Source organism: Lysobacter sp. 05T417, from assembly GCF_056396405.1.
Window position 1 is genome coordinate 186470 of the sequence record NZ_JBFTLK010000006.1, and the last position, 26569, is coordinate 213038.

The 26569-nt window shown below is 67.0% G+C and carries 20 protein-coding genes and 1 riboswitch; of the genes, 9 read left to right on the plus strand and 11 right to left on the minus strand.

The features are described from left to right. Positions 1 to 93: 93 nt before the first annotated feature. From AC1DER_RS12855 to hslO, 4 genes are all read right to left on the minus strand, one after another. On the minus strand, positions 94 to 3117 hold the full coding sequence (locus AC1DER_RS12855) for a TonB-dependent receptor domain-containing protein (RefSeq protein ID WP_477243489.1): 3024 nt from the start codon (positions 3115 to 3117) through the stop codon (positions 94 to 96). Between the two features lie 291 nt (positions 3118 to 3408). After that, the gene (locus AC1DER_RS12860) at positions 3409 to 6405 is read right to left on the minus strand and encodes a TonB-dependent receptor domain-containing protein (RefSeq protein WP_477358027.1); all 2997 of its coding nucleotides are present in this window, start codon (positions 6403 to 6405) and stop codon (positions 3409 to 3411) included. Between the two features lie 532 nt (positions 6406 to 6937). Beyond that, entirely contained in the window at positions 6938 to 7768 is an 831-nt protein-coding gene (locus AC1DER_RS12865) for an XOO1806 family protein (RefSeq protein ID WP_441817326.1), read from the minus strand. A 165-nt stretch (positions 7769 to 7933) separates the two neighbouring features. Beyond that, on the minus strand, positions 7934 to 8866 hold the full coding sequence (gene hslO, locus AC1DER_RS12870) for an Hsp33 family molecular chaperone HslO (RefSeq protein WP_477243485.1): 933 nt from the start codon (positions 8864 to 8866) through the stop codon (positions 7934 to 7936). 102 nt (positions 8867 to 8968) lie between these two features. On the opposite strand from hslO, the gene mtgA reads away from it, so the two are divergent. The 3 genes from mtgA (at position 8969) to AC1DER_RS12885 (ending at position 11476) form a co-directional block, all read left to right on the plus strand. After that, complete coding sequence (gene mtgA, locus AC1DER_RS12875) at positions 8969 to 9715, plus strand: monofunctional biosynthetic peptidoglycan transglycosylase (protein WP_477243483.1); 747 nt, start codon at positions 8969 to 8971, stop codon at positions 9713 to 9715. 353 nt (positions 9716 to 10068) lie between these two features. Next, positions 10069 to 11088 (plus strand): glycosyltransferase family 2 protein, encoded by a 1020-nt coding sequence (locus AC1DER_RS12880; protein ID WP_477243552.1) that lies wholly within the window; start codon positions 10069 to 10071, stop codon positions 11086 to 11088. After that, positions 11048 to 11476 carry a CBS domain-containing protein gene (locus tag AC1DER_RS12885; RefSeq protein WP_441817183.1) on the plus strand — a complete coding sequence of 143 codons (429 nt, stop codon included), beginning with the start codon at positions 11048 to 11050 and terminating at the stop codon, positions 11474 to 11476. Before AC1DER_RS12880 ends, AC1DER_RS12885 begins: the two co-directional genes overlap by 41 nt. 22 nt (positions 11477 to 11498) lie before the next feature. On the opposite strand, the gene AC1DER_RS12890 is transcribed toward AC1DER_RS12885, so the two are convergent. Continuing rightward, positions 11499 to 13427, minus strand: a complete 1929-nt coding sequence (locus AC1DER_RS12890; RefSeq protein ID WP_477243480.1) for an AsmA family protein — start codon at positions 13425 to 13427, stop codon at positions 11499 to 11501. 78 nt (positions 13428 to 13505) lie between these two features. Continuing rightward, positions 13506 to 14216: a PAQR family membrane homeostasis protein TrhA gene (trhA, locus tag AC1DER_RS12895; protein ID WP_441817185.1), complete on the minus strand. Its 711-nt coding sequence runs from the start codon at positions 14214 to 14216 to the stop codon at positions 13506 to 13508. A 203-nt stretch (positions 14217 to 14419) separates the two neighbouring features. On the opposite strand from trhA, the gene AC1DER_RS12900 reads away from it, so the two are divergent. Both AC1DER_RS12900 and AC1DER_RS12905 read left to right on the plus strand, forming a co-directional pair. Next, complete coding sequence (locus AC1DER_RS12900) at positions 14420 to 15043, plus strand: sulfotransferase family 2 domain-containing protein (RefSeq protein ID WP_441817186.1); 624 nt, start codon at positions 14420 to 14422, stop codon at positions 15041 to 15043. A gap of 2 nt (positions 15044 to 15045) precedes the next feature. Continuing rightward, entirely contained in the window at positions 15046 to 15675 is a 630-nt protein-coding gene (locus AC1DER_RS12905; protein ID WP_477243477.1) for an aspartyl/asparaginyl beta-hydroxylase domain-containing protein, read from the plus strand. Between the two features lie 96 nt (positions 15676 to 15771). On the opposite strand, the gene AC1DER_RS12910 is transcribed toward AC1DER_RS12905, so the two are convergent. The 4 genes from AC1DER_RS12910 to AC1DER_RS12925 form a co-directional block, all read right to left on the minus strand. Next, positions 15772 to 16026, minus strand: a complete 255-nt coding sequence (locus AC1DER_RS12910; RefSeq protein WP_477243475.1) for a DUF1294 domain-containing protein — start codon at positions 16024 to 16026, stop codon at positions 15772 to 15774. A gap of 24 nt (positions 16027 to 16050) precedes the next feature. Next, entirely contained in the window at positions 16051 to 17655 is a 1605-nt protein-coding gene (locus tag AC1DER_RS12915) for a peptide chain release factor 3 (protein ID WP_441817189.1), read from the minus strand. A gap of 107 nt (positions 17656 to 17762) precedes the next feature. Beyond that, positions 17763 to 18683, minus strand: coding sequence for a peptidoglycan DD-metalloendopeptidase family protein (locus tag AC1DER_RS12920; RefSeq protein ID WP_477243473.1), 921 nt, complete (start codon positions 18681 to 18683; stop codon positions 17763 to 17765). A gap of 4 nt (positions 18684 to 18687) precedes the next feature. Next, entirely contained in the window at positions 18688 to 19812 is a 1125-nt protein-coding gene (locus AC1DER_RS12925; protein WP_441817191.1) for an NHL repeat-containing protein, read from the minus strand. 119 nt (positions 19813 to 19931) lie between these two features. Next, a riboswitch (SAM riboswitch) is annotated at positions 19932 to 20068 on the plus strand. 78 nt (positions 20069 to 20146) lie between these two features. Here AC1DER_RS12925 and metX point away from each other — a divergent pair. The 4 genes from metX (at position 20147) to AC1DER_RS12945 (ending at position 24254) form a co-directional block, all read left to right on the plus strand. Next, positions 20147 to 21247, plus strand: a complete 1101-nt coding sequence (gene metX / locus AC1DER_RS12930) for a homoserine O-succinyltransferase MetX (RefSeq protein WP_477243471.1) — start codon at positions 20147 to 20149, stop codon at positions 21245 to 21247. Next, on the plus strand, positions 21244 to 22449 hold the full coding sequence (locus AC1DER_RS12935) for an O-succinylhomoserine (thiol)-lyase (protein WP_477358030.1): 1206 nt from the start codon (positions 21244 to 21246) through the stop codon (positions 22447 to 22449). The genes metX and AC1DER_RS12935 overlap by 4 nt, the downstream gene beginning before the upstream one ends. Then, on the plus strand, positions 22446 to 23588 hold the full coding sequence (locus AC1DER_RS12940) for a homoserine dehydrogenase family protein (RefSeq protein ID WP_477243467.1): 1143 nt from the start codon (positions 22446 to 22448) through the stop codon (positions 23586 to 23588). Before AC1DER_RS12935 ends, AC1DER_RS12940 begins: the two co-directional genes overlap by 4 nt. Before the next feature lie 120 nt (positions 23589 to 23708). After that, entirely contained in the window at positions 23709 to 24254 is a 546-nt protein-coding gene (locus tag AC1DER_RS12945; protein ID WP_477243465.1) for a peroxiredoxin, read from the plus strand. A gap of 75 nt (positions 24255 to 24329) precedes the next feature. On the opposite strand, the gene AC1DER_RS12950 is transcribed toward AC1DER_RS12945, so the two are convergent. Beyond that, positions 24330 to 26513 (minus strand): TonB-dependent receptor, encoded by a 2184-nt coding sequence (locus tag AC1DER_RS12950; protein ID WP_477243463.1) that lies wholly within the window; start codon positions 26511 to 26513, stop codon positions 24330 to 24332. Positions 26514 to 26569 lie beyond the last annotated feature (56 nt).

The following is a 26569-nucleotide window of genomic DNA, read 5'->3' on the forward strand; positions in this document are numbered from 1 at the left end:
GGCCCGGACCGGCGGCGGCCCTGCAAACGCCTCCCGCGGATAGCACTACGGCCCCTCGCGGGGCCGTAGCGGTGGTCGGCTGCAACCGGACCGTCAGAACTTCTGCGAGTAGCGCATGTAGAAGAACTGGCCCGGGATCTCGTACTGCGGATCGAACGAATTGGCGAACGCGGTGAAGGCGATCGGCGGGTTCTTGTCGAAGATGTTGTTGATGCCGAGGGTGACCTTGGCATTCCACGGCGCGTTCCAGTAAACGCTCACGTCGTGGTAGGTCGTGGCGCCGATGTGGTGCTCATTGGCAGCCACCTGGGTCACCGAATCGCCACCGGCCTCGCCGTCCCAGACGCCATTTCCGTTGGTGTCGGTGGGCACGCCGACGAAGCGATCGGTCGTCGTGCACAGCCAGCCATAGCCGTAGTCCTCGAAGGTCTGGCAGGGCTCGGTCTGGTCGGAGAAGTAGCGGACGTTCCAGGTCGCGCCCCAGTCGCCATGCTCCCAGCGCGTAGCCAGGTTGCTGCGGATGCGCCAGTAGTTGAGCAGGTTCGGGCCGTCGTACTCGCCGACCAGGTTGCCGCCTTCGTTGAACTCCATTGGCGCGCCGATAGCCGGCGTGCGCAGGATGTCCTCACCGAAGCGACCGTCACCGTTGGAGTCATTGAGGAATTCCGACAGATAGGTCGTGTCCCAGGTGAAGCTGACCTTGCCCCAGGAATACTCCGGCAGGCGATAGCTGACGGTCATGTCGTAGCCTTCGACCTTGGTGCCACCAATGTTCGTGGTGGTGTTGAGCAGCGTGAGGATTTCACCGTCGGAGCGTCGGCTGTAGAGGCTGCACGTTGCGCTGGTGCCGCCCGAATCGATGCATTGCTGGATGATCTGCGCGCCACCGATGGTGGTGATCGCATCCTCGATCTTGATCTTCCACCAGTCCAGCGAGATATCCAGGCCCTCGACGAAGCTGGGGCTGTAGACCACGCCGAACGTGGTCGACTCGGCCTTCTCGGGCTGCAGGTTCGGATTGCCGCCCACGGTGATGCGGATCTGCGTATTGCTCTGTGCATATCCGCCCGGCGCCACGCCCTCGGCGACGCAGCGTGCCTGTGCCGGCGCGGTCTGGTTGCCGAAGTTGGCCTGGTTGCAGGGATCGCTCAACTGCGGGAACGAGTCGGCCTGGCCGGCGAACAGTTCGGCGATGGACGGAGCGCGGAAGCCCTCCGACCAGTTGCCGCGCACCAGCAGGTCCTCGAACGGCTTCCAGCGGAAACCAAACTTGCTGTTGAGCGTGTCGCCGAAGTTGCTGTAGTCGGAGTAGCGCGTGGCAAGGCTGAAATCGAGCAGCTTGGCGCCGGGCACGTCCGCCAGCACCGGAATCGCCAGCTCGAGATACGCTTCGTCGACGTCATAGCCGCCGTTGGTGGCGGTGCGCGCGTTGCCGGTGGTGTTGCCCGAATTGATCAGCGCATCGGGGGAGTCATACCCTTCCTCGGTGCGGTGTTCCAGGCCGATCGAGAAGCCCAGCGGGCCGCCGGGCAGGTCGAACAGGTCGCCGCCGATGTTGGCGTAGTAGGTCTTCTGCGTGTAGCTGTACTCGTCGTGCGCGGTGAACGTGCTGTAGTCGAGCATGGCCTGGGTGGCCGAGCCGGCGCCACCGAGCAGGTTCAGCGGTACGCATCCTGCGACGACGGTGCTTAGGTCACCTGCCGTGCCCACGCAGACCGGATTGCCCGTGGCATCGAGCATCGACGGGCCCAGTGCCGCGTCGAGCGAGATCACGTTGAACAGGCCGCGCGTGGTGTTGTTGGCCTTGTTGCGGCCGTAGAAATAGCCCGCTTCCCAGTCGTAGTACTTGTCGCCGAAGGTCAGCGTTCCTTCCAGGCCGGCGTTCATCGCGAACGTGCGAACGTCCTGGTTGAACGAACGGCCTCCGGTCTCGACCATGCGCCGCTGCACCCAGTCGATGTCGGTGCCGAACGGGTTGTAGAGGCTGTCGGCGCTGATGACGACGTTGCCGGCGTTGGTGCCTTCGACCGGTACGCCCAGCGTGACCGGCATCGAGGCGAGCAACTGCTCGGACTGGCGCTCGTTGTAGGTCAGCGTGGTCTTGAAGCGGATGTCGTCGGTGATGTCGATCGAGGCATTGCCGAAGACCGAGCGACGCTCCTGTGGCGTGATCAGGTAGTTGTCGGGCGCGAAGTTGTAGATGTCGTCGCCGGTGAACGGACGCCAGGCATTCGGGTCGCCTGCGCCGCGGTTGTAGGTGAAGCTGCCGGTGCTGCCATCGGGGCGGCAACGCGACGGCGCGCCACTGGCGGTGAAGCATTCGCCGAAGCGGACGCTGAAGTTGCCGTCAGGCGTGGTGGAGCTGCCGCCGAGCGCGGCGCCAGTGGTGTAGATCGGCTCCTTGGAAATGTAGCGGTCACCGGCCATGACCGGATCTTCCTTGACGTAACCAAAGCCCAGCATCACCGCGAAGCGGTCGGATGTGGTGCCGATGGTGAAGTCGTACGACTGGCGCATGCCGTCGCCCTTGTCGAACATGCCAAGGTAGGCGTTGGCTTCGGCGCCTTCGAAGTTCTGGCGCAGGATCACGTTGACCACGCCGGCGATCGCGTCGGAACCGTAGATCGTGGAGGCGCCGTCCTTGAGGACTTCGATGCGCTCCACCGCCGCGGTCGGGATGGAGTTGAGGTCGACCTGGCCGCCCAGGCCGGTGCCGCTGGCGCCGCCGACCCAGCGGCGACCGTTGACCAGCACGAGCGTGCGATTGGCGCCGAGGTTGCGCAGGCTGACGCCGGTATCGCCGTTGCCGCCGTTGTTGAAGGTCGAGTTGAGCGTGGAACCGTTGGCCGTGATGTTCTGGATCACGTCGCCCACGGAGGTCAGGCCCTGCGCGGTGATGTCATCGCGACTGAGCGAGAAGATCGGCTGCGAAGTTTCGATGTCGGCGCGCTTGATGCGCGAACCAGTGACTTCGATGCGGTCGAGGGTGGTGGCTTCTGCTGGCTGGGCGGGAGGAGTCTCCTGCGCCTGCGCTGCGCCAGTGCCGGCAAGTGCGGTGGTGCCCAAGGCGAGGGAAACACTAATGGCATCCCGGAGCTTTGTTGTGTGCAAGATCATCGCTCTCTCCAAAGTCGGTCTCAGGTGGGGAACCTACCGGGTGGAGTACAAACCAACGCCAAGTCCGGCAAGGTCGGGGCCGATGGTATGCCCGTCTCGCCAATACTTAAAGTGTTGTTAATCTTCATTATTCTGAATGCGAATTGTGCTGTTTTTGGCACAACGGCGATCCGCTCTACGCAGCATTCAGGGATGTGACGCGTTAAGAATTCGCGTGGTCGGCGCTTCGTTCATCACAAAAAACTACGGCCCCTTTCGGGGCCGTAGAGGTACATCAGGACAACAGGTCGATCAGAACTTCTGCGAGTAGCGCATGTAGAAGAACTGGCCCGGGACCTCGTACTGCGGATCGAACGTGTTGGCAAACGCGTTCAGCACGATCGGCGGGTTCTTGTCGAAGATGTTGTTGATACCCAACGTGACCTTCGCGTTCCACGGTGCATTCCAGTAGACGCTGGCATCGTGGTACGTGGTGGCGCCGATGTGGTGCTGCGAAGCCTTGCGCGACTGGATCGTGTCGCCGCCAGCCGTACCGTCCCACACGCCGTTGCTGTTGGTGTCGCTCGGGATACCAACGAAGCGGTCGGCGTCGGTGCACAGGTAACCGAAGCCGTACTCTTCGAAGCCCGGATCGCAGGGTTCATCCTGAGCCGAGTAGAAGCGCACGTTCCAGGTCGCACCCCAGTCGGCCTTGTCCCAACGAGCGGTCAGGTTGGAGCGGATGCGCCACCTGTTGTCGTTCTGGAAGTACTCGCCGACCTGGTTGCCGCTCTCGTCGGCGTTCAGCGGCTGGCCAATGGCCGGTGCCTGCTGGATGTCCTCACCGAACTTGCCGTCGCCGTCGAGATCATCTTCCTGGTCAGCCAGGTAGGTGGTGTCCCAGGTGAAGCTGAAGTTGCCCCACGCGGTTTCCGGCAGGCGGTAGCCGACGGTCAGGTCGTAACCTTCGACCTTGGTGCCACCGATGTTGGTGGTGGTGTTGAGCAGCGTGTTGATGTCGCCAGCTGCGTTACGGTCGTACAGCGAGCAGGTCGGACCGGTGCCGCCGGAGTCAAGGCACTGCTGGATGATGTTCGCGCCGCCGATCGTGGTGATCGCGTCGGTCAGCTTGATCTTCCACCAGTCCAGCGAGACGTCGAGGCCTTCAGCGTAGCTGGGGCTGTAGACGAAGCCGAAGGTGTACGACTCGGACTTCTCAGGCGCCAGGTTCGGGTTGCCGCCGACGGTGATGCGGATCTGCGCGCTGTCCTGACGGTAACCACCAGCCGCAACACCCTCGGCACGGCACTGGGCCTGGGCGATGGTGGTCTGGGTGCCGTAGTTGGCCGTGTTGCAGGGGTCAGCCAGGCTCGGGAACGAGTCAGCCTGACCAGCGAACAGCTCGGCAATCGACGGAGCGCGGAAGCCTTCCGACCAGTTGCCGCGGACCAGCAGGTCTTCGATCGGCTTCCAGCGGAAACCGAACTTGCTGTTGAGCGTGTCACCGAAGTTGCTGTAGTCCGAGTAGCGCGTGGCGATCGAGAAGTCGAGCAGCTTGGCGAACGGCACGTCCGACAGCACCGGCACGGCCAGTTCGAGGTAAGCCTCGTCCAGGCCGTAACCACCGGCAGTGGCGGTACGGGCGTTGCCCGTGGTGTTGCCCGAGTTGATCAGCGCGTCCGGCGAGTCGTAGCCGTCTTCGTCGCGGTGTTCAAGGCCGAACGAGAAGCCCAGCGGGCCGGCCGGCATGTCGAACACTTCGCCGGAGATGTTGGCGTAGTACGTCTGCTGGGTGTAGCTGTACTCGTCGTGCGCGGTGAAGCTGACGAAGTCCAGCATGTCGCGGGTGATGCCGCCGACGCCGCCGAGGACGTTGAGCGGAACGCAACCGGCGATCGGCAGGGCAGCCGTGCCGCAGCGGGCGGCGCCCGTTGCATCACGGAACGACGGGCCGAGGGCCTGGCCCAGGGCGATCAGGTTGAACAGGCCCTGGGTGGTGTTGTTGGCCTTGTTCTCGCCGCGGAAGTAACCGCCTTCCCAGTCGAAGTACTTCTCACCGAAGTTCAGCGTGCCTTCCAGGCCGGCGCTCATCGCGAACGTGCGGACGTCCTGGTTGAACGAACGACCACCGGTCTCGGTGATGCGACGGTTGATGCGGGTGACGTCAGCGCCGTACGGGTTGTAGATGCTGTTACGGCTGATGAAGACGTTCTGCGCGAGCGGGGTAGCGCCCGGGGCCAGGCCCAGGACGACCGGCATCGCCGCGAGCAGCTGCTCGGAGACGCGCTCGTTGTAGGTCATCGTGGTCTTGAAGCGGACGTCGTCGGTGATGTCGACCGAGGCGTTACCGAAGACCGAGCGACGCTCCTGCGGGGTCAGCAGGTAGTTTTCCGGAGCGAAGTTGTAAGCATCCACGCCCGGAACGTACGGACGGGCCGGGGTGCCAGCGCCGTCGTAGGTCCAGGTGCCGGCAGTGCCGACGCCGCCGAAGTTGGTCTGACCGCCGGTGCACACGTGCGTGGCCGGGTTGTAACCACCCGGGCACAGCGCGAAGCGACCGTTCGGGCTGGTGCCGCTACCGAAGAAGTTGCCGGTGGTGTAGGTCGGCTCCTTCGAGATGTAGCGGTCGCCGGCCATGACCGGCTCTTCCTTCACGTAACCGTAGCCGAGCATCGCGGAGAAGCGATCGCCGGAGGTGCCGATGATGAAGTCGTAGGCCTGACGCGAACCGTCGCCCTTGTCGAACTGGCCGAGGTAGGCGTTGGCTTCAGCGCCCTCGAAGTTCTGACGCAGGATGACGTTGACAACGCCGGCGATTGCGTCCGAACCGTAGATGGTCGAGGCGCCGTCCTTCAGGACTTCGATGCGCTCGACTGCTGCGGTCGGGATGGTGTTGAGGTCGACCGAGCCGCCGAGGCCGGTGCCGCCAACCCAACGACGGCCGTTGACCAGCACCAGGGTGCGGTCCGAACCGAGGTTGCGCAGGTTGACGCGGGTTTCGCCGTTGCCGCCGTTGTTGAAGGTGCTGTTGAGCGTGGAACCGTTGGCGGTGATGTTCTGGATCACGTCGCCGACGGAGGTCAGGCCCTGCGCGGTGATGTCGTCGCGGCTCAGCGAGAAGATCGGCTGCGAGGTCTCGATATCGGCGCGCTTGATGCGCGAACCAGTCACCTCGATGCGATCAAGGGTGGTGGCTTGCTGTTTCTCGCCTTCCTGGGCGTTCGCTACGCCGGTACCGGCGACAGCAGTGGTGCCCACTGCGAGCGCGAAGGTAATCGCGTCGCGGAGCTGGGTGGTCTTCAGGGTCATCTCTCTCTCCAAAGCAGGGTCGGTACTTCCCAATGGGTGGGCCAGGCCGGCGGAGTCAAGAAAGACGCCAAATGCGGCAAGGCTTAACCCGATCCTAACCCCATGCTTGGAAAAGTGAAAGTAGCGTTAACGCCCGGTTATCGGGTCGTGAGCCCCTGAATAGGGCGGTTCCGGCCGAAGCCAGGCCGGATGGGCGGGGTTGCAAGGTGGCGCCGCGCTATTGCCCGCGGCATCGGCGCCAGCGCTGGCTGGAGGGACTGGCTGTTCAGGCGCAAACCGCGCAAAGGGCCGCGGCCCGGAGCGGGTCTCACGGCGGCGACAGCCGGGGGAATGGCGAGCAGTTCGTCAACCCGCCAGATTCGGCAAAGTTGCCCCTTCGGAGTCGAGGTTTGCGCGAGGCGTGGATGGCCCTGAAAGCATGCGGTGATGCGCGTGGATGCGAGCGTCGAACACACGCAGACGCAGGCCCCGGCGCGGCCTGTGGATGAAGATGAGTGATCAGCCGCCGCGCGTTGCGCGGCAGGTCAGCAGGTCAGAGATCCTGCTCGTAACGGACATAGGGCACGGTGCCTTCGTCCTTCTCGTCGCTGCCGGGTGCGAACGGATTCTTGCCGCGGGTGACGACGTTCTCGGCGCCCACCGTCAGCTGTCCGCTCCACGGCGTACGCCAGGTCAGGCCGACGCCGAGGCCTTCCCATTGCCCCGGTTCGCCCGGGATATCGACGACGCGTCCGACGACGTTGGCGCTGAAATTACCCAGGCCGGCACCGATCGTGACGCTCTTGCTGCTCCAGCGGTCGGCCAGTGCGGGAACTTCGCCAGCCGGGATCAGCCTGGCCCGTGCCCACGTGCCGCCGATGGAGACCGTGGCCTCGCGACCGATGTTTTTCTGGCCGTAGACGGTGAGGGTGTTCTGGTCGACCTTGCTGGCCTTGTTGTTCGGACTCAGCCAGGCCGGCATCGCGTCGCGGCCGCTGCCCAGGGTCAGGCCGACCTTGCCAGCGGGGCGGCTCAGGCTGGCGCCGACGGTCGCGGTGCGACTGCCGGAGTAGTCGCCATCGTCGTCGAGGGTGGCCAGCATGCAGTGGTTGGCGAGGTTGCCGATGGCGCCGGCCAGGCCGGTCTGGCGATCGCAGACCAGGCCGAGTGTGTCTCCGGCCTCCAGGCCGAAGGCGGCGCCGAGCGTGTTGCTGCCGACCTGCCAGCGGGCGCCGGCAATCGGGGTGCTCGCCGGCTCCAGTTGCAGCAGGTATTCGAGCTTGCCGCTGGTCTGGTTCCAGACCGGGAGATAGGTCGTATCGCTGGCGACGTGCTTGCCGCTGCTCTGCGCATGGACGCCCGCAGCCACGCCCAGGGCGAGCAGCAGGGTCAACGGCAGTCGAAGCAGGCGCGCGTGCATGGTCTGGTTACGACCGGGTAAACCCGGTGGAGTTCCCCTCTCCTTAGGACCGCGACTATAGACCGTTTATGTTTATTTAACAATTTCAGATGAAACTGAGACTGCACCCGCAACGCCTGCTGGAGACGGCTACTGGAGCCGCTCCGGGGCGGCCAGTTCGGCAGCCGCCACCGAAAACAAGCTAGCGATTTCCTGTTTATCGAATTGATAACTGTGTCCGCAAAACTCGCAACGGATCCTGGCCTCGCCACCGGCCGCGTCGGCCGCCGCCTCCGCCTCGTCCGGTCCGAGCGAGACCAGCATGGCCTCGACCCGCTCGCGTGAGCATGAACAGGCAAACCGCAGCGGTTTGCGGCCCAGCAACTGCACCCCGTCCTCGTGGAACAACCGGGTCAGAAGATCGTCGGCGCTCCAGTCCAGGAGCTCGCGCGGGCTGAGGGTGTCGAAGAGGGCGCAGGCGCGGGCCCAGCCGTCGTCGTCGCCATCATCCCCCGGAAGCTTCTGCAGCATCAGTCCCGCGGCATGCCGTTCGTCGGTTGCCAGCAGGAGCCTCGTCGGCAGCTGTTCGGACTGGCGGAAATAGCCCTCGAAAGCCCCGGCCAGCGAGTCCGATTCCAGCGCCACCAGGCCCTGGTAGCGGGTCGGCTCGCGGCCATCGCCGGAGGGGTTCTCGATGGTGATCGCCAGTACCGCGTCCGGGCCGAGCTCGGTCAGGTCACGCGAGACTTCGCCGCTGTCGGCAAGCTGGGCGATGCCGCGCAGGGTGCCGGCGGCGGTGCATTCGGCGAACAGGGTGCGCAGGGCGCCATCGCCGCGCAGCTGCACCGACAGGCGCCCGTCGACCTTGGCATGGCCGGTGAAGAGGGCGGCAGCGGCGGCGGCTTCGCCCAGCAGTTCGGCGGCGGCCTGGGGATACTCGGCGCGTTCGCGGATCTGGTTCCAGGTGTCCTGCAGGTGCACACGCACGCCGCGCACGCCGGCGCCTTCGATCAGGAATCGGGTCAGCTGGTCGCGGTCGTTGCCTGCGTCGCTGCCGGGTTTTGTGGTGCTGGGTGCGGTCATCATCGTGCTCGTGCTGCCGGCGCGTGGCATTGGCGGATAATGCACGCGACCGTGTGAAGGGTGACGAGACAAGATGGGGATGGAGATGGCGCAGTGCAAGGCATGACCGGGACCGAAGCGGCAACCGTATCCGTGGCCGTTCCGGTCCGGCGCCGCCGTCGATGGCTGCGATGGGTGTTGGCGTTGCCGTTGCTGTTGCTGGTCACCAGCGTGGTGCAGGTGGCGACGCTGCGGTTCGTCAACCCGGCCTTCAGCGCTTTCATGCTGTCGCGGCAACTGGAGGCCTGGGGGGCGGGTGAGTGGTCGTTCCGCATTGCCTACGATTGGCGCAATCTGGACGAGATCTCTCCGAATCTGCCGCTGGCGCTGGTGGCGTCGGAGGATCAAAACTTCGCCGAGCACTTCGGTTTCGATCTCAAGGCGATCGAAAAGGCGCGCAAGAACAATGCGCGTGGTCGCAAGGTTCGCGGTGGCAGCACGATCAGTCAGCAGACTGCCAAGAATCTGTTCCTGTGGAGTGGGCGCAGCTACGTGCGCAAGGGCATCGAGGCCTGGTACACGCTGTTGATCGAGGCGCTTTGGCCCAAGCATCGGATCATCGAGGTCTACGCCAACATCGCCGAGTTCGGCGACGGTGTGTACGGTGCGCAGGCGGCGGCGCGGACGTTCTTCCGCAAGGACGCCAGTCAGTTGGCCGCGGCGGAGGCCGCGCGCATGGCGGCGGTGCTGCCCAGCCCGCGCCACTACAGTGTGGTCCGGCCGGGGCCCTACGTGCAGCGCCGTTCGCAGGCGATCCAGCGGCAGATGCGCTACATCGGCGGGGCGGAGTATCTGAAGCGTCTGGAGTAGCGGCGGCTGGTGCGTTGCGGGACTTCGTGGCGCCTTCCTTCGGAGTGGCGGCTTCCTTCGGCACCTTCCTTCGAAGTGGCGCCGTCCGCCGGGCCGGGGATTGCTCCGCCCCTTAGTCGGACATCCTTGTCCGATGCGGGGCGCGGGCCATCCATGGCCCGCTGCTACGCAATCCCCGACCCGGCGGACGACGCTCCGGCGTTTTGTTGCCCGGTCTTCGGCTCCTGGCGTCATTGCTCCAGGCCCGTCATTCCCGCGAAGGCGGGAACCCAGCGACGTTGCCTTTGCCCCGTCATCCCCGCGAAGGCGGGGATCCACGGACGCTGTTCGTTCGTCGGGCTACTATTCGCGGCATGAGCGACCGTCTGACCATCGTCATTGCCGCCTTCAACGAGGCCGACAATCTGCCGCTGCTGCATCCGCGCATCGCCGCCGCGCTCGATCCGCTGGCGCAAGAGCTCGATGCGCAGGTGCTGTATGTCGACGATGGCAGCAGGGACGACACCTGGCAGGTGATGCAGCAGTTGGCCGCAGCCGATCGGCGCGTTGCGGTGCTGCGGCTGTCGCGCAATTTCGGCAAGGAACTGGCGTTGACGGCCGGGCTGGACCGGATCGAGGAGGGTGGTGCGCTCATCCTCGATGCCGACGGTCAGGACCCGCCGGAGTTGATCCCGCAATTCGTGGCCAAGTGGCGCGAGGGGTACGACGACGTCCATGGCACGCGCCTGGAGCGCGAAGGTGAAGGCTGGATCAAGCGCAGCACCGCGCATGTCTTTTATCGTGTGATCGGGCGGCTGTCGCGGACGCCGATTCCCGCCGATACCGGGGACTTCCGCCTTCTGTCGCCACGGGCGCTGGCGGCGCTGCGCCAGTTGCGTGAGCGGCACCGCTTCATGAAGGGTCTGTTCGGCTGGGTCGGGTTCAACAGCGTCGCCATCGCCTACCACCGTGAGCCGCGCGCGGCCGGCCACAGCAAGTTCAATTTCTGGCGCCTGTGGAACCTGGCGCTGGAAGGGATCACCAGCTTTTCAACCGCTCCGCTGCGATTGGCTACCTATCTGGGCCTGCTCACCGCGCTGTCCGCCTTCGGCTATGGCATCGCGGTGATAGTGAAGGCGCTGTTGTGGGGCGACCCGGTCGCGGGCTGGCCGACGATGATGGTGGTCATCCTGTTCCTGGGCGGGGTCCAGCTGATTGCCCTGGGCGTGATCGGTGAATACCTGGGTCGCCTCTACGACGAGGCCAAGCAGCGGCCGCTGTACCTCGTCGACACCTGGCAGCCGGCGGCAGGAGTATCCTCCGGGCAAGCCCCGCTTGCGGAAGGAGACGGCCATGCGCACCGTGCGACAACTGCTAGAAGCCAAAGCGCCTGAGATTTTCGCGATCGGTCCGGATGCGCCGGTGATCGAGGCGATCCGGCTGATGGCCGAGAAGCGGATCGGCGCGGTACTGGTGCTCGAAGGCGGGCAACTGGTGGGGATACTTTCCGAGCGCGATTACGCGCGCAAGATCGTGCTGCAGGGGCGCTCGTCTGCCGACACGCCGGTGCGCACGATCATGACCGCGCAGGTGCTCACGGTCGGCCTGGACGACAGCACCGATCACTGCATGCAGATGGTGACCGACCGCCGCATCCGCCACCTTCCCGTGCTGCACAACGGCCAGGTGCTCGGCGTGGTGTCGATCGGCGACCTGGTCAAGGCGGTGATCGAGGACCAGCAGATCGAACTCGACCAGCTGCAGCGGTACATCGCCAGCTGAGCCGCGCCAGCTGCGCCGCGCACTACTTGGCGTAGCGCCCGCCACAGCCGGAATCCTCGCCGGGGCCCGTTTCCAGTGTCGCCAGCAGTGCTGCTGGCGGCGTGATCATGCCCAGGGTCAACGCGATCGCACCGCGCAGTCCGACCCCGGCCAGGTCCGGGTGGATCTTTGGCTGGCGGAAGCTTCCGTCGACCAGCAAAGGCGTGCGGAAGACCAGCAGGCTGCGGTCCTTGGGGCGCGGCTTGATGGTCAGGTCCAGGGTTTCCTTGCCCAGATCGATGGTGCCCGAGCCGATCAGGATGGTGTCGGTGGTGTCGAACGCAAACGAGCGTGCGGTCATCACGCCGTCGGCAACGGCGAAGTCGGCGAAGCCGCATCGCACCGGGATCAGGCGGTCGCCGGAGAGCTTGAACTTGATCATCTCGGCCAGGTCGATGCCGGCCATCTCCATCAGCATGTTGCTGATCTTGCCGCGGCCCATGCCCAGCAGCATCGTGCCGTCGCTGCTGCCAAGCATGTGCGCCACCGAGTTGCCGGTGCCGGCGATGTTGATCTTGCCGCCGACCTTGCCGATGGCGTTCTGCGCCAGTTTCACGTCCGGTAGCAGCTTGGCCAGGCTCAGGCCGGCCGCGTCGATGTCGGCGCGCGTGGTGATGGTGCTGGTGCGCGCGTCCATGCGGATCGTCGAGCGGATGTCGCCGTCGGCGACGCCGAAGTTGAGTGGCTGCATGCGAAGCAGGCCGCCTTCGAGCAGCAGGTGCGCGTCCATGTCGTCCAGTGGCAGGCGCGGCGCGTTGATGTGGGTGGCGCGCAGGCGCACGTCGGCGTCCATGGCGCGCAGTTTCTCCAGTTCATAGGGCTTGTCCGGAATCAGGCGCGGGCTGGCCTGGCGCGCGGCCGCCTTGGCCTGTTGCTCGGGGTTGGCCGTCTCGCCACTGCCGGCCTGCGGCGAACCGCCGACGAACCCGGCGAGGTCGTCGAAATCCAGGCGCTGCGAGCGCAGGTCGGCGCGCAGATAAGGGCGCTTGCGGCCGGTTTCCACGCTGGCGTCGCCATGCATGTCGCTGTCGCCGATCCGGCCGGTGAAATCGCGGTAGTGCCAGACATTGCCTTCGCGGCTGAAGCGGCCGTCGAGCGAGTACGGCGGCGTGGTCGGGATGGCCAGGCCCAGCAGCGGGTACAGGTCGGCCATGTCGCGCCCCGACAGCGCCATGCGCAGGTCGAATCCGCGCAGGCGCAGCGGGTCGAGCAGGGTGCCGCGCGCATGGGCGTGAGTGGCGCCGGCAGAAGCGCGCACGTCGATGCGATAGGGCGCGTCGCGGTCGCGCAGCAGCAGCGGCGAAGCGGCGTTGCCGCGCAGGCGGAAGTCGCTGCCGCGCCATTGTCCGCCGCCGACCACGGCCACCGGCGCGGCCTGGGCGTCGGCAGGCAACGCGTAGCTGCTGACGCCAATGCGGATGTCGGTGCGCTTGGGGCGGTCGAGGAAACGGATCTGCCCCTGGTCGATGCTGACGCGACGGAACTGCATGTCGGTCTCGCCCGGTTGGCCGAAGACCCAGTTGCCTTCGCCGCCGCGCGGGTTGGTTTCCAGCAGCAGGCGTGGGCGCTCCAGCGTGATCTGCGGCAGCAGCACCTGGCCGTGCAGCAGCGGGCGCAGGGCGATGTCGAGTTCAGCGCGGCTGGCGTCGGCCATCATCGGCTGGCTGGACCAGGCGGCGTTGCCGAAACTCACCTGCTCGGCGGTGATCCGCGGCGTCCAGCCCAGGTCGACATCGAGGTTGCCGCGGATGTGGAATTCACGACCGGTGCGCGCCTGCACCTGGCGTTCGATTGGGCCCCGGAACCAGTTCCAGTCCCAGATCGCGATGAGGACGACGATTGCCAGCGCCAGCAGTGCCAGCGCGGTCCACAACGGATGCCGCCTGGGCCAGGACGCTCCCGAACCATGCACGCGGTGTCTCCCTGCAATGAGCCGTCGACCACCTTCAGTGGCAGTCGGTCAAGCGGGGGTGAATACGTTGTGAGCAGTTCAGCTGGGAATCACCGCGCCGGGCGTCAGGACCTGTGCCATCACGGCGACGTAATGGCAGACGCTGCCGGCGACCACGAACAGGTGCCAGATCGCATGCGAGTACGGCAGCGACGGCCGGTGATAGAACACGGTGCCGAGCGTGTAGAAGATGCCGCCGGCGAACAGCCAGCCGATGGTCCAGGCATCGAGCGCACCGAGCAGCGGCTCGATCGCGACGACCACCAGCCAGCCCATGGCGATGTAGATGCCGGTCGACAACAGCTTGAAGCGGCCGGTATAGAACAGCTTGAAGATCACGCCGGCGACCGCCAGCGTCCAGATCGCCGCGAACAGGCCCCAGCCCCAGGGGCCGCGCAGTCCGATCAGCGTGAAGGGCGTGTACGTGCCGGCGATCAGCAGGTAGATCGCGCAGTGGTCGAACACCTTCAGCCGCGCCTTGGCGACCGGATTCTGGATCGCGTGGTACAGCGTCGAGGCCAGGTAGAGCAGCAGCAGGCAGATGCCGAAGACGATCGCGCCGGCGAGCTGCCAGCCGTCGCCGAACAGCGCGGCCAGGGTGATCAGTACTGTCCCGCCCGCCAGTGCCGCGGTCGCGCCGAGGCCGTGGGTGAGTGCGCTGAGGAATTCCTCGCGCAGCGACGGCGCGGCGCTGGTCGCCGGGCGCGATGCGGGGATGGAACCGTCGTTGACGGAGCGTGCGGTGGGCATGGCCACAGCATCCTAGCGCAGGTTGGAGCAAATACTCTGGAGAGACCGCCGCCGCTGTGACCAGATCGGCAAATGCCCTGTGCGCGGTGCGGCCGGGCAAAGCGCGCAAGAGCGGGCCGGGAGGCTGGCGAAGATCGCCGCAGGCGACCCTGCCCGGGCCGCGGAAGCCACTATCATGCGGGGACCAACGCACCGGCCCTTCCATGATCATTTCCCATCAGCACCGCTTCGTTTTCGCCGCGATCCCCAAGACCGGGACCCACTCGGTCCGCCAGGCGCTGCGCGAGCACATGAGCGAGGAGGACCTGGAACAGGTCGGCCTGTTCGTGAACAAGCGGTTCCCGTTCGAAGAGCTGGCGGCGATCAAGCACGGCCACATCACCCTCGACCAGATCCGGCCATTCCTGGGCGATGACGCGTTCGCCGACTATTTCAAGTTCGCCTTCGTGCGCAATCCGTTCGACCGCTTCGTTTCCTATTGCGCGTTCATGACCCGCGCCGACGGCGCCTTCCTGAAGAATCCGCAGCAGGTGATGCGCTACCTCCTGTTCCAGGCGCGGCCGGTGCAGCACATCCTGTTCCAGCCGCAGCACACCTTCGTCACCGATGGCGAGGGCAAGGTGCTGGCCGACGAGGTCGGCCGTGTCGAGGACATGCAGGCGTCGTACGACGCCATCTGCGCGCGCATCGGCATCGCGTCGGCGCAGCTGGGCCAGGTCAACAGCTCGCGCCGCGGCAGTTACCGGGACTACTATGACCAGGCGCTGATCGATGGCGTCGCCGACTACTACCGGCGCGACTTGGAACTGTTCGGATACGAGTTCTGACCATGCAGTCTCCCGCCATTTCTCCGCTGGATATCCACCCCAACCCGCGCAAGACGACCTCGATGCGCGCGCTGGGCCAGGTCGACATCGGCCGCCTGCGCGAAGCGGTGCTGGCCATCGAAGACGCGCTATGGGATGCCGAGAACGCCGACAAGCCCAACCGTTTCGAGGCGCTCGACCGCACCCGGCACATCGTTTTCCGCTTCGTCAGCGATTTCCAGGATTGGCGCAAGTCCTACGACCGGCCGCTGTGGGCGCAGTGGCGCGAACTGCTGGAGCCGGTGATGGCGCAGGCGGTGGCGTCCTACGGTTATGCGCGCGCGGAATTCCCGCGGGTGATGCTGGCGCGGATGGCGCCGGGCGGCGTGATCAAGCCGCATCGCGACGCCAATCCGGCGGCGAAGTGGCCGCACAAGATCCATGTGCCGCTGATGACCAGCGAGCAGGTGACGTTCTTCATCGACGGCGTCGGATACCACTTCGCCGAGGGCGAAGCGGTCGAGGTCAGCAACATGGCCGTGCATGCGGTGGAGAACAACGGTGCGAGCGATCGCATCCACCTGATCTTCGAGTACTTCGACCTGGACCAGCCGGCACCGGACTGGGTGGGGAAGTTGCCGGCGCGCTCTTGACCGGCGTTCGCGCGAAGGGGGGCGGCGGTACAGCAAGATGGGTCCCGGCGTTAGCCGGGATGACGCCATAGCAGCGTTCGCCGGGATGACGGCGGGTCAGCGGGTGAGGGCAAGCAGCGCGATGGCGGCGATGACCTGCACTGCGGCCACCAGTGCGATCGCGTTGCGAAAGCTTGGCTTGGCGGTCTTGTGGCGGAAGGTCCACATCGCCAGCAGGGCGCCGGGCATACCGCCACACAGGGCCAGACCGAGCAGGGTGCGCTCGGGAACGCGCCGGCGGCGACCGCCGGCGATGGCCTTGTCATAGCCGTAGACGAGCACGGTCACCGCGTTGAACGCGAGCAACCACATGGCCCACGCCGGCACCGTGCGGCCTCAGTCGATCGGCGTGGCGTGCGCGTGCTCGCGCGTGGCCATGAAGGTCACGTCCGGCGCGCGTTCCTGGGCCAGCTGCAGGTTGACCCGCGTCGGCGCCAGGTAGACCAGCTCGCCGGCGGCATCGATGGCGAGGTTCATCGCGTTCTTGTCGCGGAACTCTTCCAGCTTCTTGTCGTTGTCGCAGCGGATCCAGCGCGCCGTGGAGACGGCGACCTGTTCGAAGCTGGCATCGACGCCGTACTCGTCCTTGAGGCGGTAGGCGACCACGTCGAACTGCAGCACGCCGACCGCGCCGAGGATGAGGTCGTTGCTCATCAGCGGGCGGAAGAACTGGGTGGCGCCTTCTTCCGACAGCTGCGCCAGGCCCTTCTGCAGCTGCTTGAGCTTGAGCGGGTCGCGCAGGCGCGCGCGGCGGAACAGTTCCGGGGCAAAGTTGGGGATGCCGGTGAAGCCCAGCACCTCGCCCTCGGTGAAGCTGTCGCCGATGGAGATGGTGCCGTGGTTGTGGATGCCGATGACATCGCCCGGCCAGGCGCTTTCGGCGATTTCGCGGTCGGAGGCCATGAAGGTCAGCGCGTTGGCGAGCTTGACCTCCTTGCCGGTGCGCACGTGGAAGGCCTTCATGCCGGCGGCGAACGAACCCGAGCAGACGCGCATGAACGCGACGCGGTCGCGGTGCTGCGGGTCCATGTTGGCCTGGATCTTGAAGACGAAGCCGGTGAGCTTGGGCTCGTACGCGCCGACTTCGCGCGTGGTGGTGCCGCGCGGGCGCGGCGACGGCGCGTGTTCTACGAAGAAGTCGAGCAGCAGCTGCACGCCGAAGTTGTTGACCGCCGAGCCGAAGAACACCGGCGTCTGCTCGCCGGACAGGTACCGGGCCGGATCGAACGGATGCGAGGCACCTTCGACCAGCTCCAGCTCGTCGCGCAGCTCCTTGAGCATGTTCTCGCCGATGCGTTCGGCCAGGGCCGGATCGTCGATCGAGGTGAAGATGGTGGAGTCCTGGCGGGTGAAGTTGCGGCCCTGTTCGTACAGGTGCACCTCGCCCGTGACCAGGTGGACCACGCCCTTCAGGCGCTGGCCCATGCCGATCGGCCAGGTGATCGGCGCGCACTGGATGCCCAGCACCGACTCGACTTCATCGAGCAGGTCGATCGGGTTCTTGCCCTCGCGGTCGAGCTTGTTGATGAAGGTCATGATCGGCGTGTCGCGCAGGCGGCACACCTCCATCAGCTTGATCGTGCGCTCTTCGACACCCTTGGCGACGTCGATGACCATCAACGCCGAGTCCACGGCGGTCAGCACGCGGTAGGTGTCCTCGCCGAAGTCGGCATGGCCGGGAGTGTCGAGCAGGTTGACGATGCGGCCCTCGTAGGGGAACTGCATCACCGAACTGGTTACCGAGATGCCGCGCTCCTTTTCCAGCGCCATCCAGTCCGAGGTGGCGTGGCGCGCGGCCTTGCGGCCCTTGACCGAGCCGGCCATCTGGATGGCGCCGCCGAACAGCAGCAGCTTTTCGGTGAGCGTGGTCTTGCCGGCGTCGGGGTGCGAAATGATCGCGAACGTGCGGCGGCGGGCGGCTTCGAGGGAAACGTCGGACATGGCGGCGGCGGGCGGGTCCGGGGACCGGTCCGCGAATCGGGAAGCGGGTGAGGGGGGCGATTATACGCGGCCCGGCCACACTCCCCGCGGAGCTTCAGCCCAGGAGTTCATCCCCCCGAAATGCGCAGCGGGCCGGCCGGGCCGAGCATCCTGAACGGAATCGACTCCAGTCGCATGCCCCGGTTCACCTGCACGGCAAAGTGCAGGTGCGGGCCGGTGGTGAAGCCGGTATTTCCCGACAGGCCGATCTGCTGGCCGGCGCGGACGCGCTGGCCCACCCGCACCAGCACGCCGTCGTCGGCCTTCAGATGCCCGTAGAGGGTCATGCTGCCGTCGTCGTGGAGGATGCGGACGAAATTGGCGCGGCCGCCGTATTTCTCGCGGTTGAGCCCGGCCTTGTCGAAATCCGACTCGACCTGCATCACCACGCCGTCGCGCGCGGCCAGCACCGGTGTGCCGATGGCGGCGGCGAAATCGACCGCGTAGCGGCTCTGCGCGTCGTTGTGGCTGAAATGCCCGCCGTAGCCCTGGTCGATGCGGAACGTCGCCTGCTGCAGAGGCAGCACATAGTCGACGTTGCGCGGGTGTGCGTCGGGGTCGCCGGGCAGGCTTTCCATCTGCAACTCGAAATCGAAGCCGCGCTCCGGGTCGGCCGACTCCAGCACCGCCACCAGGGCGCTGCCGCGGGCGGCGACGGTGGCGCGGGCCGGCAGCAGCGGCCGCCCGACCACGTTGTCGCTGCGGCTGAAATCCAGCTGGACTTCGATCGGACCTGACAGCCGGTTGTCGGCAAAGGCCAGGTAGCGGTCGCCATCGTTCTCGATGCGCAGCTGCGCGATCGCGCTGGGCTCGGCATAGACAGGAATCGTGCGGACCTGCGCCGGCGGCGCATCGGGCACGTGGTCGCCGTAGTGGGTGATGCCGCTGCCGTCGGTCCAGCGATAGAGCTTGGCCGCACCGGCGGCAAACGCCAGCAGCAGCGCGGCGCTGCCGAGGGTGACTGCCGCCAGGTGGCGCCTGGTTGCCATCGCGCTAGCGGGTGCAGTCTGCCGACAGACCCAGCACGCGCACGACCTCGGCCAGGTCGAACGCGGTGACCGACTTGTCGTCGTGCACGGCGAACAGCGCGCCATTGGGGAACGCCGGCGTGGAGGCCGCATGCAGGGCGACGCCGTCGGTGTGGGCCGTGGTTTCGCCTTCGAAACTGCCACGCGGTGCGAGTGTGGCGCGGTCGAAAAGATGGAACACGGTCAGCGGCGCCAGCTGGTCGACGGCGATCCAGTAGCCGCCGCCATTGGGGCACGTCCACAGCGCCACGCCTTCGGCTTCGGCGGCGAAGCTGTCCTGCGGCAGGCTGCGGCCGCTGTACTTGCCGCTGAAGCTGTACTCGCGCAGCGTCGATTCGTGGCGGCGGTCTTCGTCGGCGACCAGCAGGCGGTCGTTGTCCGGATCGCCGGCGATCGACTCGACCATGCGCAGGCCGCCGGCCTCGCTGGTGTCGCCGAACGAGCCGCCGTAGCTGCTGCGCAGCCGGCCGTTCTGGTCGAACTGGACGCGGAAGCGGCGCACGCGCTGGTCGAGCTCCGCCAGCGGCGGCACCTGGTCGAACTTCTTGCCGTACATGAAGCTGTCGGTGACGTAGACCTCCAGTTCGCCCGGCTCGGTTTCGGTCAGCCACAGCCCGTAGGGGCTGCGCAGTTCCTTGTCGCCGAAGCTGCCAAGCGGCGTCAGTCCGGGCAGGTTGAACACCTGCACGCGGTGGTTGTCGCGCTCGACCACGAACAGGTAGTCGCCGTAGACGGCCACGCCGTTGGGGCGGTTGAACTGGCCCAGGGCCTGGCCTTCGCCGCCGACTTCGCGCAGGCGCTTGCCGGTGTCGGCATCGAACACCACCAGGCGATGGGTCGACTTGGCCGAGGCGATCAGCCAGGTGCGGCCGTCCTCGCTGGTCCAGGTGGCGAGCGAGTCGAGTTCGTCCTGGGGCGTTTCGGCCGAGACGTAGCTCTCCAGCACGGTGCGGACATCCGGGGCGCCGGCCGGAGGCGTCGCTGGTGCCGGGGCCGTGGTGGCGGTAGGGCCGGTGGTGGAGCAGGCGGACAACAGCAGGCTCGCCAACATGACTGCGGTGGCGGCGGGGGAAAGGAGGCGTGGGGTCATGTACGGAAGTGTATTCGCGTGGCCTTAACAATGTGGCCTCAAGACGTGACCGAAATAATAAATCGCTATATGCGGATAGAGCGATTGACACGCCTCGGCGGACGCTGGCAGACTGCGGCCATCCATCGAGACCGGCAGAGGGACAGGCCCTTTGAAGCCGGGGCAACCCAACCCACCACCCAGCCATTGCGGCGGGGCAGTGAGGTGAAGGTGCCAATTCCTGCGACAGGCGCCCGCGCCGGTCGGAAGATGGTTGTGAGTGCCCCCTGCCGATCGATGGCCGGGTGCACCGCGACTCGCAGGCTCGATGGCCCCGTCACTTCGGATGCCCGCCATGAGTCTCGCCAACGCCCCCGCCACCACCCACGACCACAGTGGCCATAGCGCCCACGACGCAGCCGCGACGCTGGATGCCATCGCCCATGCCGCCGCCTGGGTGAAAGGCACGGGTGTCCCCGCCATCGACGCAGTGCGCGGCCAGTGCACGGTTGAACTGCCGTTGCGCCATGCCGGCCGCCAGCGCCTGGAGCTTCGCTACGAAATCCTTGGCGATCGCACGCTGCCGGTGGTGTTCGTGGCCGGGGGCATCTCCGCGCATCGCCATGTCGGCGCGTCTGCCGCCTTCGGCGAAGCGGGCTGGTGGCAGGGCCAGGTTGGTGAAGGCCGCACGATCGACCCGCGCCAGCACTGCGTGGTCGCATTCGACTGGCTCGGCGCCGATGGCAACCTCGATGCGCCGATCGACCCGGCCGACCAGGCCGACGCGATTGCGGCGCTGCTCGACGTTCTCGACGTCGATCGTCTGCACGCCTTCGTCGGCTGTTCCTATGGCGCAATGGTCGGCCTGCAGTTCGCGGCGCGCCATGGCGCCCGCCTGCAGCAGCTGGTCGCGATCAGCGGCGTGCACCGAGCCCATCCCTACGCCAGTGCATGGCGCGCGCTGCAGCGCCGCGCGGTTGCACTGGGCGCGTTGCAGTGCGACGAAACCCATGGTCTTGCGCTGGCGCGTCAGCTGGCGATCCTGAGCTATCGCACGCCGGAGGAATTCGCGGCGCGCTTCGCTGCTGCCCAGGTCAGCGACGGCCGAGTCCGCGTTGGCGCCGAGGACTACCTCGACCATTGCGGCGCCACCTATGTCGAGCGCACTTCGCCGACCGCTTACCTGCGCCTGTCGGAGTCGATCGACCTGCAGGCGGTCGACCCCGGTGCGATCCGGTTGCCGGTGACCGTCATCGCCGTCGCCGAAGACCGCCTGGTGCCGCTCTCGGACGCCTACGACCTGGTCGAGCGCCTGCGCGGCGAGACCCGCCTGCGCGTGCTGCGCTCGCTCTATGGTCACGACGCCTTCCTCAAAGAGGAAGCCGAAGTCGCCGCGGTGCTGCGCGAGGCACTCGAAGACTGCGTCGCCGATGCACGCACGCAGGTGCTGGCATGAGCACGCGCAAGCGCTGTACCGCCGCCGTCCGTGCCGGCATCGACCGCGATCCCGCCTTCGGCGCGGTCACTCCCCCGATCGTGCTGTCGTCGAACTTCAGCTTCGCCGGCTTCAACGAGAAGCGGCAGTACGACTACACCCGCAGTGGCAACCCCACCCGCGACCTGCTTGCCGAAGCACTGAGCGAACTGGAGGGCGGCGCCGGCGGCGTCATCACCGCCACCGGCATGGGCGCGATCACGTTGCTGCTGCACGCTCTGCTCAAGCCCGGCGACCGACTGGTGGTGCCGCACGACGGTTACGGCGGCAGCTGGCGCCTGTTCAACGCGCTGGCCGCCAAGGGCGCGTTCGAACTGATCACCGCCGATCTCACCGATCCACGTTCGCTGACCGACGCACTGGCCTGCGACCCGACCGTGGTGTGGATCGAGACCCCGTCCAACCCGCTGCTGCGCATCACCGATCTGCGCTTCGTGATCGAGACCGCGCAGGCCAAGGGCGCGCTGACCGTGGTCGACAACACCTTCCTGTCGCCGGCGCTGCAGCAGCCGCTGGCGTTCGGCGCCGACTTCGTACTGCATTCCACCACCAAGTACATCAATGGCCACAGCGATGTGGTCGGTGGCGCGGTGGTTGCGCGCGATGCGCAGCAGCACCAGCAGCTGGTCTGGTGGGCGAATGCGCTCGGCCTGACCGGCTCGCCGTTCGACAGCTTCCTGACCCTGCGCGGCCTGCGCACGCTCGATGCACGCCTGCGCGTGCACCAGGAGAACACCGAAGCGGTGGTCGCATTGCTCGATGGCCATCCGGCGGTGCGCACCGTGCATTACCCGGGGCTGGAATCGCACCCGGGCCATGCCCTCGCGGCGCGCCAGCAGCTGGGCTTCGGCGCGATGCTGAGTGTTGAACTTGAAGGCGGCGTGCATGGTGAGGAGGAGCGCGCCGTGCGCGCGTTCGTCGAAGGTCTTGAGTGCTTCACCCTGGCCGAATCGCTCGGCGGCGTCGAAAGCCTGATCGCGCATCCGGCGACGATGACGCACGCGGCGATGTCGGCCGAAGCGCGCGCTGCCGCCGGCATTGGCGACGGCCTGCTGCGTCTGTCGGTCGGCATCGAGCATGCCGACGACCTGGTCGCCGACCTCGAAGCCGCGCTGGCCCGCGCCCAAGTCGCAGTGGCCACCGCCGAGCGCGCGAAACGATGAGCGCGGCCGCGCTCGACGTCGCCCCAGCTGTCGTCGACCGCGCTGTCGTCGACCGCGCTGTCGTCGACCGCGCCGTCGTCGCGCAGCCGCGCCACGCGCCGGCCCGGGTCGCGCTGCTCGGCACCGGTACGGTCGGCAGCGCCGTACTCGAGCGACTGGCTGCATGGCATGGCAGCAGTTTCGGCCAGCGCCTGCAGCTGGTGCATGTCGCCAATTCACGGCAGTCCGCCAGCGACCGTTCGGGCCTGGCGCCGGCAGAGGCCGCGCAGCGTCTTGCCCTGGCGCCGCAGCGCAGTTCGCTGGAGACGATAGAGGCGGCGCTCAAGGGCGACGGTTCGCGCATCGTCATCGACGCAACCGCGAGTGAGGCCGTTGCCGAGCGCCACGCCCACTGGCTGCAGCAGGGCATCCACGTCGTCACCGCGTGCAAGATCGGGCAGGGCACCTCGCTGTCGCGCTGGCGGTCGATCCGGACTGGCGCGGCGATCGGCAATGCCGGCTACGGCGACAGCGCCACGGTCGGCGCGGGCCTGCCGCTGTTGCGTTCGCTGCGCGAACTGCAGGCGGGCGGCGACCGCATCCATTCCATCGCCGGCGTGCTGTCGGGCTCGCTTGCCTGGCTGTTCAACCACTACGACGGCATGCGTCCGTTTTCGGCGCTGGTAAGGCAGGCCCGCGATGCCGGTTACACCGAGCCGGATCCGCGCGATGACCTCTCCGGCGAAGACGTGCGGCGCAAGCTGCTGATCCTCGCGCGAAGCGCAGGTGTCGAGCTGGACGCCGGCAATGTCGAAGTCACCTCGCTGGTCCCGCCGGAGCTGGCGATCCTGTCACGTGATGCGCTCGACGCTGCATTGCCGGCGCTCGATACGCCGCTGCGCAACCGCTACGCCAGCGCCTACAAGCGCCACGAGAAGCTGCGCTTCATCGCCCGCCTGCAGGACGGCGTCGCCCGGGTGGGGCTGGAGTCGCTGCCGGCCGACCATCCGCTGGCCGGTGGCGCCGGCACCGACAACCGGGTGGCGATCTGGTCCGACCGCTACTGCAACCAGCCGCTGGTGATCCAGGGGCCTGGTGCGGGCGCCGGGGTAACCGCGGCCGGGCTGCTCGACGACGCGCTGCGCCTGGCGGGTCGGTGACCTTGTGAACCTTTGATGGCGCCGGTCCGGTCCAGTTGATCGCAGGCGACCCTTCTTGACCCGCGCATATTGATCCGCGCAGTCGTATCGTATGCCGCACCCGCCACCCGGACGCCCGCCATGAATTCCCTGCTCAAGCTCTCCGCCGCCGGCTTCGTCGCCGCCGTTGCTTTTGCCGCTCCGTCCTACGCCGCCCTCAAGGAAGGCGCCAAGGCCCCCGACTTCAGCGCCCCGGCCTACCTGGCCGGCGAGCCCTTCACCTTCAAGCTCGCCGACGCCCTGAAGAAGGGCCCGGTGGTCGTGTACTTCTTCCCGGCCGCGCACACCCCGGGTTGCAACCTCGAAGCGCACCTGTTCTCCGAGGCCGCCGACCAGTTCAAGAAGGAGGGCGCGACCCTGATCGGCGTCACCGCCGGCAACACCAGCGAGCTGGCCGCGTTCTCCAAGGAAACCGAACATTGCGGCGGCAAGTTCCCGGTCGCCGCCGACAACGGCGCCAAGATCGCCAAGCAGTACGACGCGATCCTGGCGCAGAAGCCGGAATGGTCGGACCGCACCTCGTACGTGATCTCGCAGCAGGGCACCATCGTCCACGCCTACTCGGAGCTCAAGCCGAACCAGCACGTCAAGGAAACCCTCGACGCGGTGAAGGCGCTCAAGAAGTAAGCGTCCCGACGCCTGCCCGGGGCTGACGAAACTGCCCCGGGCAGCGCGGTTCAGCGCAGTCAGAAGGCCTGGCGGTCAGAAGGCTTTCTTCAGTTCCAGCTCCCACGACCGCGGTTCGCCGAGATAGACCATGTCGGTGTTCAGCGCATAGGTGACGACGTCGCGGTCGGCGAGGTTTCGGCCGCGAACGGTCAAGCTGGTGCTGGGGTCCAGCTGCCAGCGCAGGTGCGCACCCAGTACGCCGTATCCCGCCGCCCTGGTCGTGTTGGCGGTATCGGCATAACGCGACGAAAGCGCGCGCAGGTCCAGGCCCGCACTCCATTGCGGCGCGAACAGGTAATCCAGCCACAGGTTCGCCACGCGCGAAGGCGTGTTGGTCGGGCGATTGCCGGCGCGCGACACCGGCACACCGCCCACGCTCTCGTAGAAGTCGTCGAGCGAGGCGTCGACCCAGGCGAGATTGCCATCGATCGACAGCGCCTGCAGCGGCTTCACGCCAAAGGCCAGCTCCACACCGCGCGAGGACTGCTGGCCCACCGGCAGCGTCTGCCCGGGATTGGCGGGATCGGTGATGGCCAGGTTCTCGCGGACGATGTGGTACGCAGCCAGCGTGGCGTAACTGCGACCATCGCCCGACTGGAACTTGGCGCCGATCTCCTCCTGGCGGCCGGTGCTCAGATCAAAGTCGCGCAGCGTGGCGAAGTTGGCAGTGGTGAGGATGCCCGCCGGCGGATCGGCCGAGGTCGCGACCTGGGCGTAGACGCTCGCGCGCGGCGTCCACGCATAGTCGAGCGCGACACGGCCGGTGGTCGGTGCGTAGTCGTGCTGGAAGCGCGCCGGGTTGGTTGCGCTGACCGCGCGGTGATTGACCACGTCCAGGCCGATCCAGTCGTGACGGAGTCCGGTCAGCAGTGACAACCTGGGATTCAGGTGTGTCAGGTTCTCGACGAACAGCGCCTGCGTATGGAGCCGGTTGGTGCGGTCCGGGCGGTAGACCTGCTCGGCGCCGGGCACGTCGAAGAAGCTGCCCGGGGTGACAGAGTCAATAGGCACGGTGTCGACCACGCCCGGCAGCGACAGCGGGAAGCGCGTTTGCCGGTTGTAGCTGACGTCGACGCCGGCGCTCCATTGCGTCGGCAGCGTAGCCAAGGTGCCTTCATGCGACCACTCGACGCGGTCGCCGAACAACTGCTGGTCATGCCGCTGCAGCAACGCGCCGGAGCGGATCACGCCCTGATGGTCCGCCGTCAGCCGGTACGACTCGACATCGCGGTAGTCGCGCAGGGCGTCGTAGTGATAGAGCGTGTTGCGCACCTGCGTCTGCGCGGACGGCCGCCATTCCAGCAGCGAGCGCGCCCACAGCACCTTCTGGCCGTAATGGCCGTCAGCGACGTTGTAGTTGCTGGTGCGGGTGCCATCGACGATGCGCAGCGTGTCGCCGTCGCGATACGCAGGTGTGCCCCAGTACGGCCGCTCGCTGTCCTCGTCCTGGTATTCCAGCGCGAGCGTGTGGCTCAGGTCGTCGCCGATCCGGTCCAGCCACGACAGCGCCAGCGTCGTGGCTTCGCGCTTGTTGCGATCGGCCCAGCCGTCGCTATGCGACCAGGTTGCGTCGGCGCGGATCGCGTCATGGGCATCATCGCCGCCGATGCGCTGGTTGGTTCCGGCGGCGACCATGCCGCCGCCAAACGAGCCCACGGTGGCGAGCGCCTGGGTGTCGTCGCGATCGAGCTGCGCCAGGCGGGTGACGTAGTTGATGGAGCCACCGACCGCACCGGCGCCGTGCAGGAAACTCGAAGGCCCGCCGATGGCTTCGACGCGCTCGTAAATCCAGCCGTCGACCGGCCGGGCGGCAATCGCGTCGTACTGGACGCCGATGCCGTTGAACAGCTGCGCGATCTGCGCGCCGGAGAAGCCGCGCCAGGTCACGGCATTGCCGTTGCCCGGCGGCGAGGCCACCGCCAGGCCGGGAATGCCGAACAGGGCCTCCTGGGTGTTGCGGACACCACGTTCGTCCATGGTCTGGCGATCGATCACGGTGATCGAGGCGGGGGTTTCCTGCACGCTCAGGTTCAGGCGCGTGCCGGCGGCGGCCGAGGCGTCGAGGGGGTTGGGGCTGGCCGCGACTTCGATCCGTTCGAGGGTCGTCGCATCGGCGGCGATGGCATCGGCGTTGGCTGCGAAAGGGGTGGCGCACGCGAGCGCGGTCGAGATCGCCGCGCACAGGCGCGACGACGACCATAAAAACTGGGATGACATGGAAACTCCAAAGCACAAGGGCACGCGGCGTCATGGCCGCATGCGGGTATCAGGTG

Bases quoted from the DNA above. Each gene is read 5' to 3' on its own strand.
- AC1DER_RS12855 (WP_477243489.1), bottom strand. From the start codon at position 3,117: ATGATCTTGCACACAACAAAGCTCCGGGATGCCATTAGTGTTTCCCTC.
- AC1DER_RS12860 (WP_477358027.1), bottom strand. From the start codon at position 6,405: ATGACCCTGAAGACCACCCAGCTCCGCGACGCGATTACCTTCGCGCTC.
- hslO (WP_477243485.1), bottom strand. From the start codon at position 8,866: ATGACCGCACCCAGCACCACAAAACCCGGCAGCGACGCAGGCAACGAC.
- mtgA (WP_477243483.1), top strand. From the start codon at position 8,969: ATGACCGGGACCGAAGCGGCAACCGTATCCGTGGCCGTTCCGGTCCGG.
- AC1DER_RS12880 (WP_477243552.1), top strand. From the start codon at position 10,069: ATGAGCGACCGTCTGACCATCGTCATTGCCGCCTTCAACGAGGCCGAC.
- AC1DER_RS12885 (WP_441817183.1), top strand. From the start codon at position 11,048: ATGCGCACCGTGCGACAACTGCTAGAAGCCAAAGCGCCTGAGATTTTC.
- trhA (WP_441817185.1), bottom strand. From the start codon at position 14,216: ATGCCCACCGCACGCTCCGTCAACGACGGTTCCATCCCCGCATCGCGC.
- AC1DER_RS12900 (WP_441817186.1), top strand. From the start codon at position 14,420: ATGATCATTTCCCATCAGCACCGCTTCGTTTTCGCCGCGATCCCCAAG.
- AC1DER_RS12905 (WP_477243477.1), top strand. From the start codon at position 15,046: ATGCAGTCTCCCGCCATTTCTCCGCTGGATATCCACCCCAACCCGCGC.
- AC1DER_RS12910 (WP_477243475.1), bottom strand. From the start codon at position 16,026: ATGTGGTTGCTCGCGTTCAACGCGGTGACCGTGCTCGTCTACGGCTAT.
- AC1DER_RS12915 (WP_441817189.1), bottom strand. From the start codon at position 17,655: ATGTCCGACGTTTCCCTCGAAGCCGCCCGCCGCCGCACGTTCGCGATC.
- AC1DER_RS12920 (WP_477243473.1), bottom strand. From the start codon at position 18,683: ATGGCAACCAGGCGCCACCTGGCGGCAGTCACCCTCGGCAGCGCCGCG.
- AC1DER_RS12925 (WP_441817191.1), bottom strand. From the start codon at position 19,812: ATGACCCCACGCCTCCTTTCCCCCGCCGCCACCGCAGTCATGTTGGCG.
- metX (WP_477243471.1), top strand. From the start codon at position 20,147: ATGAGTCTCGCCAACGCCCCCGCCACCACCCACGACCACAGTGGCCAT.
- AC1DER_RS12935 (WP_477358030.1), top strand. From the start codon at position 21,244: ATGAGCACGCGCAAGCGCTGTACCGCCGCCGTCCGTGCCGGCATCGAC.
- AC1DER_RS12940 (WP_477243467.1), top strand. From the start codon at position 22,446: ATGAGCGCGGCCGCGCTCGACGTCGCCCCAGCTGTCGTCGACCGCGCT.
- AC1DER_RS12945 (WP_477243465.1), top strand. From the start codon at position 23,709: ATGAATTCCCTGCTCAAGCTCTCCGCCGCCGGCTTCGTCGCCGCCGTT.
- AC1DER_RS12950 (WP_477243463.1), bottom strand. From the start codon at position 26,513: ATGTCATCCCAGTTTTTATGGTCGTCGTCGCGCCTGTGCGCGGCGATC.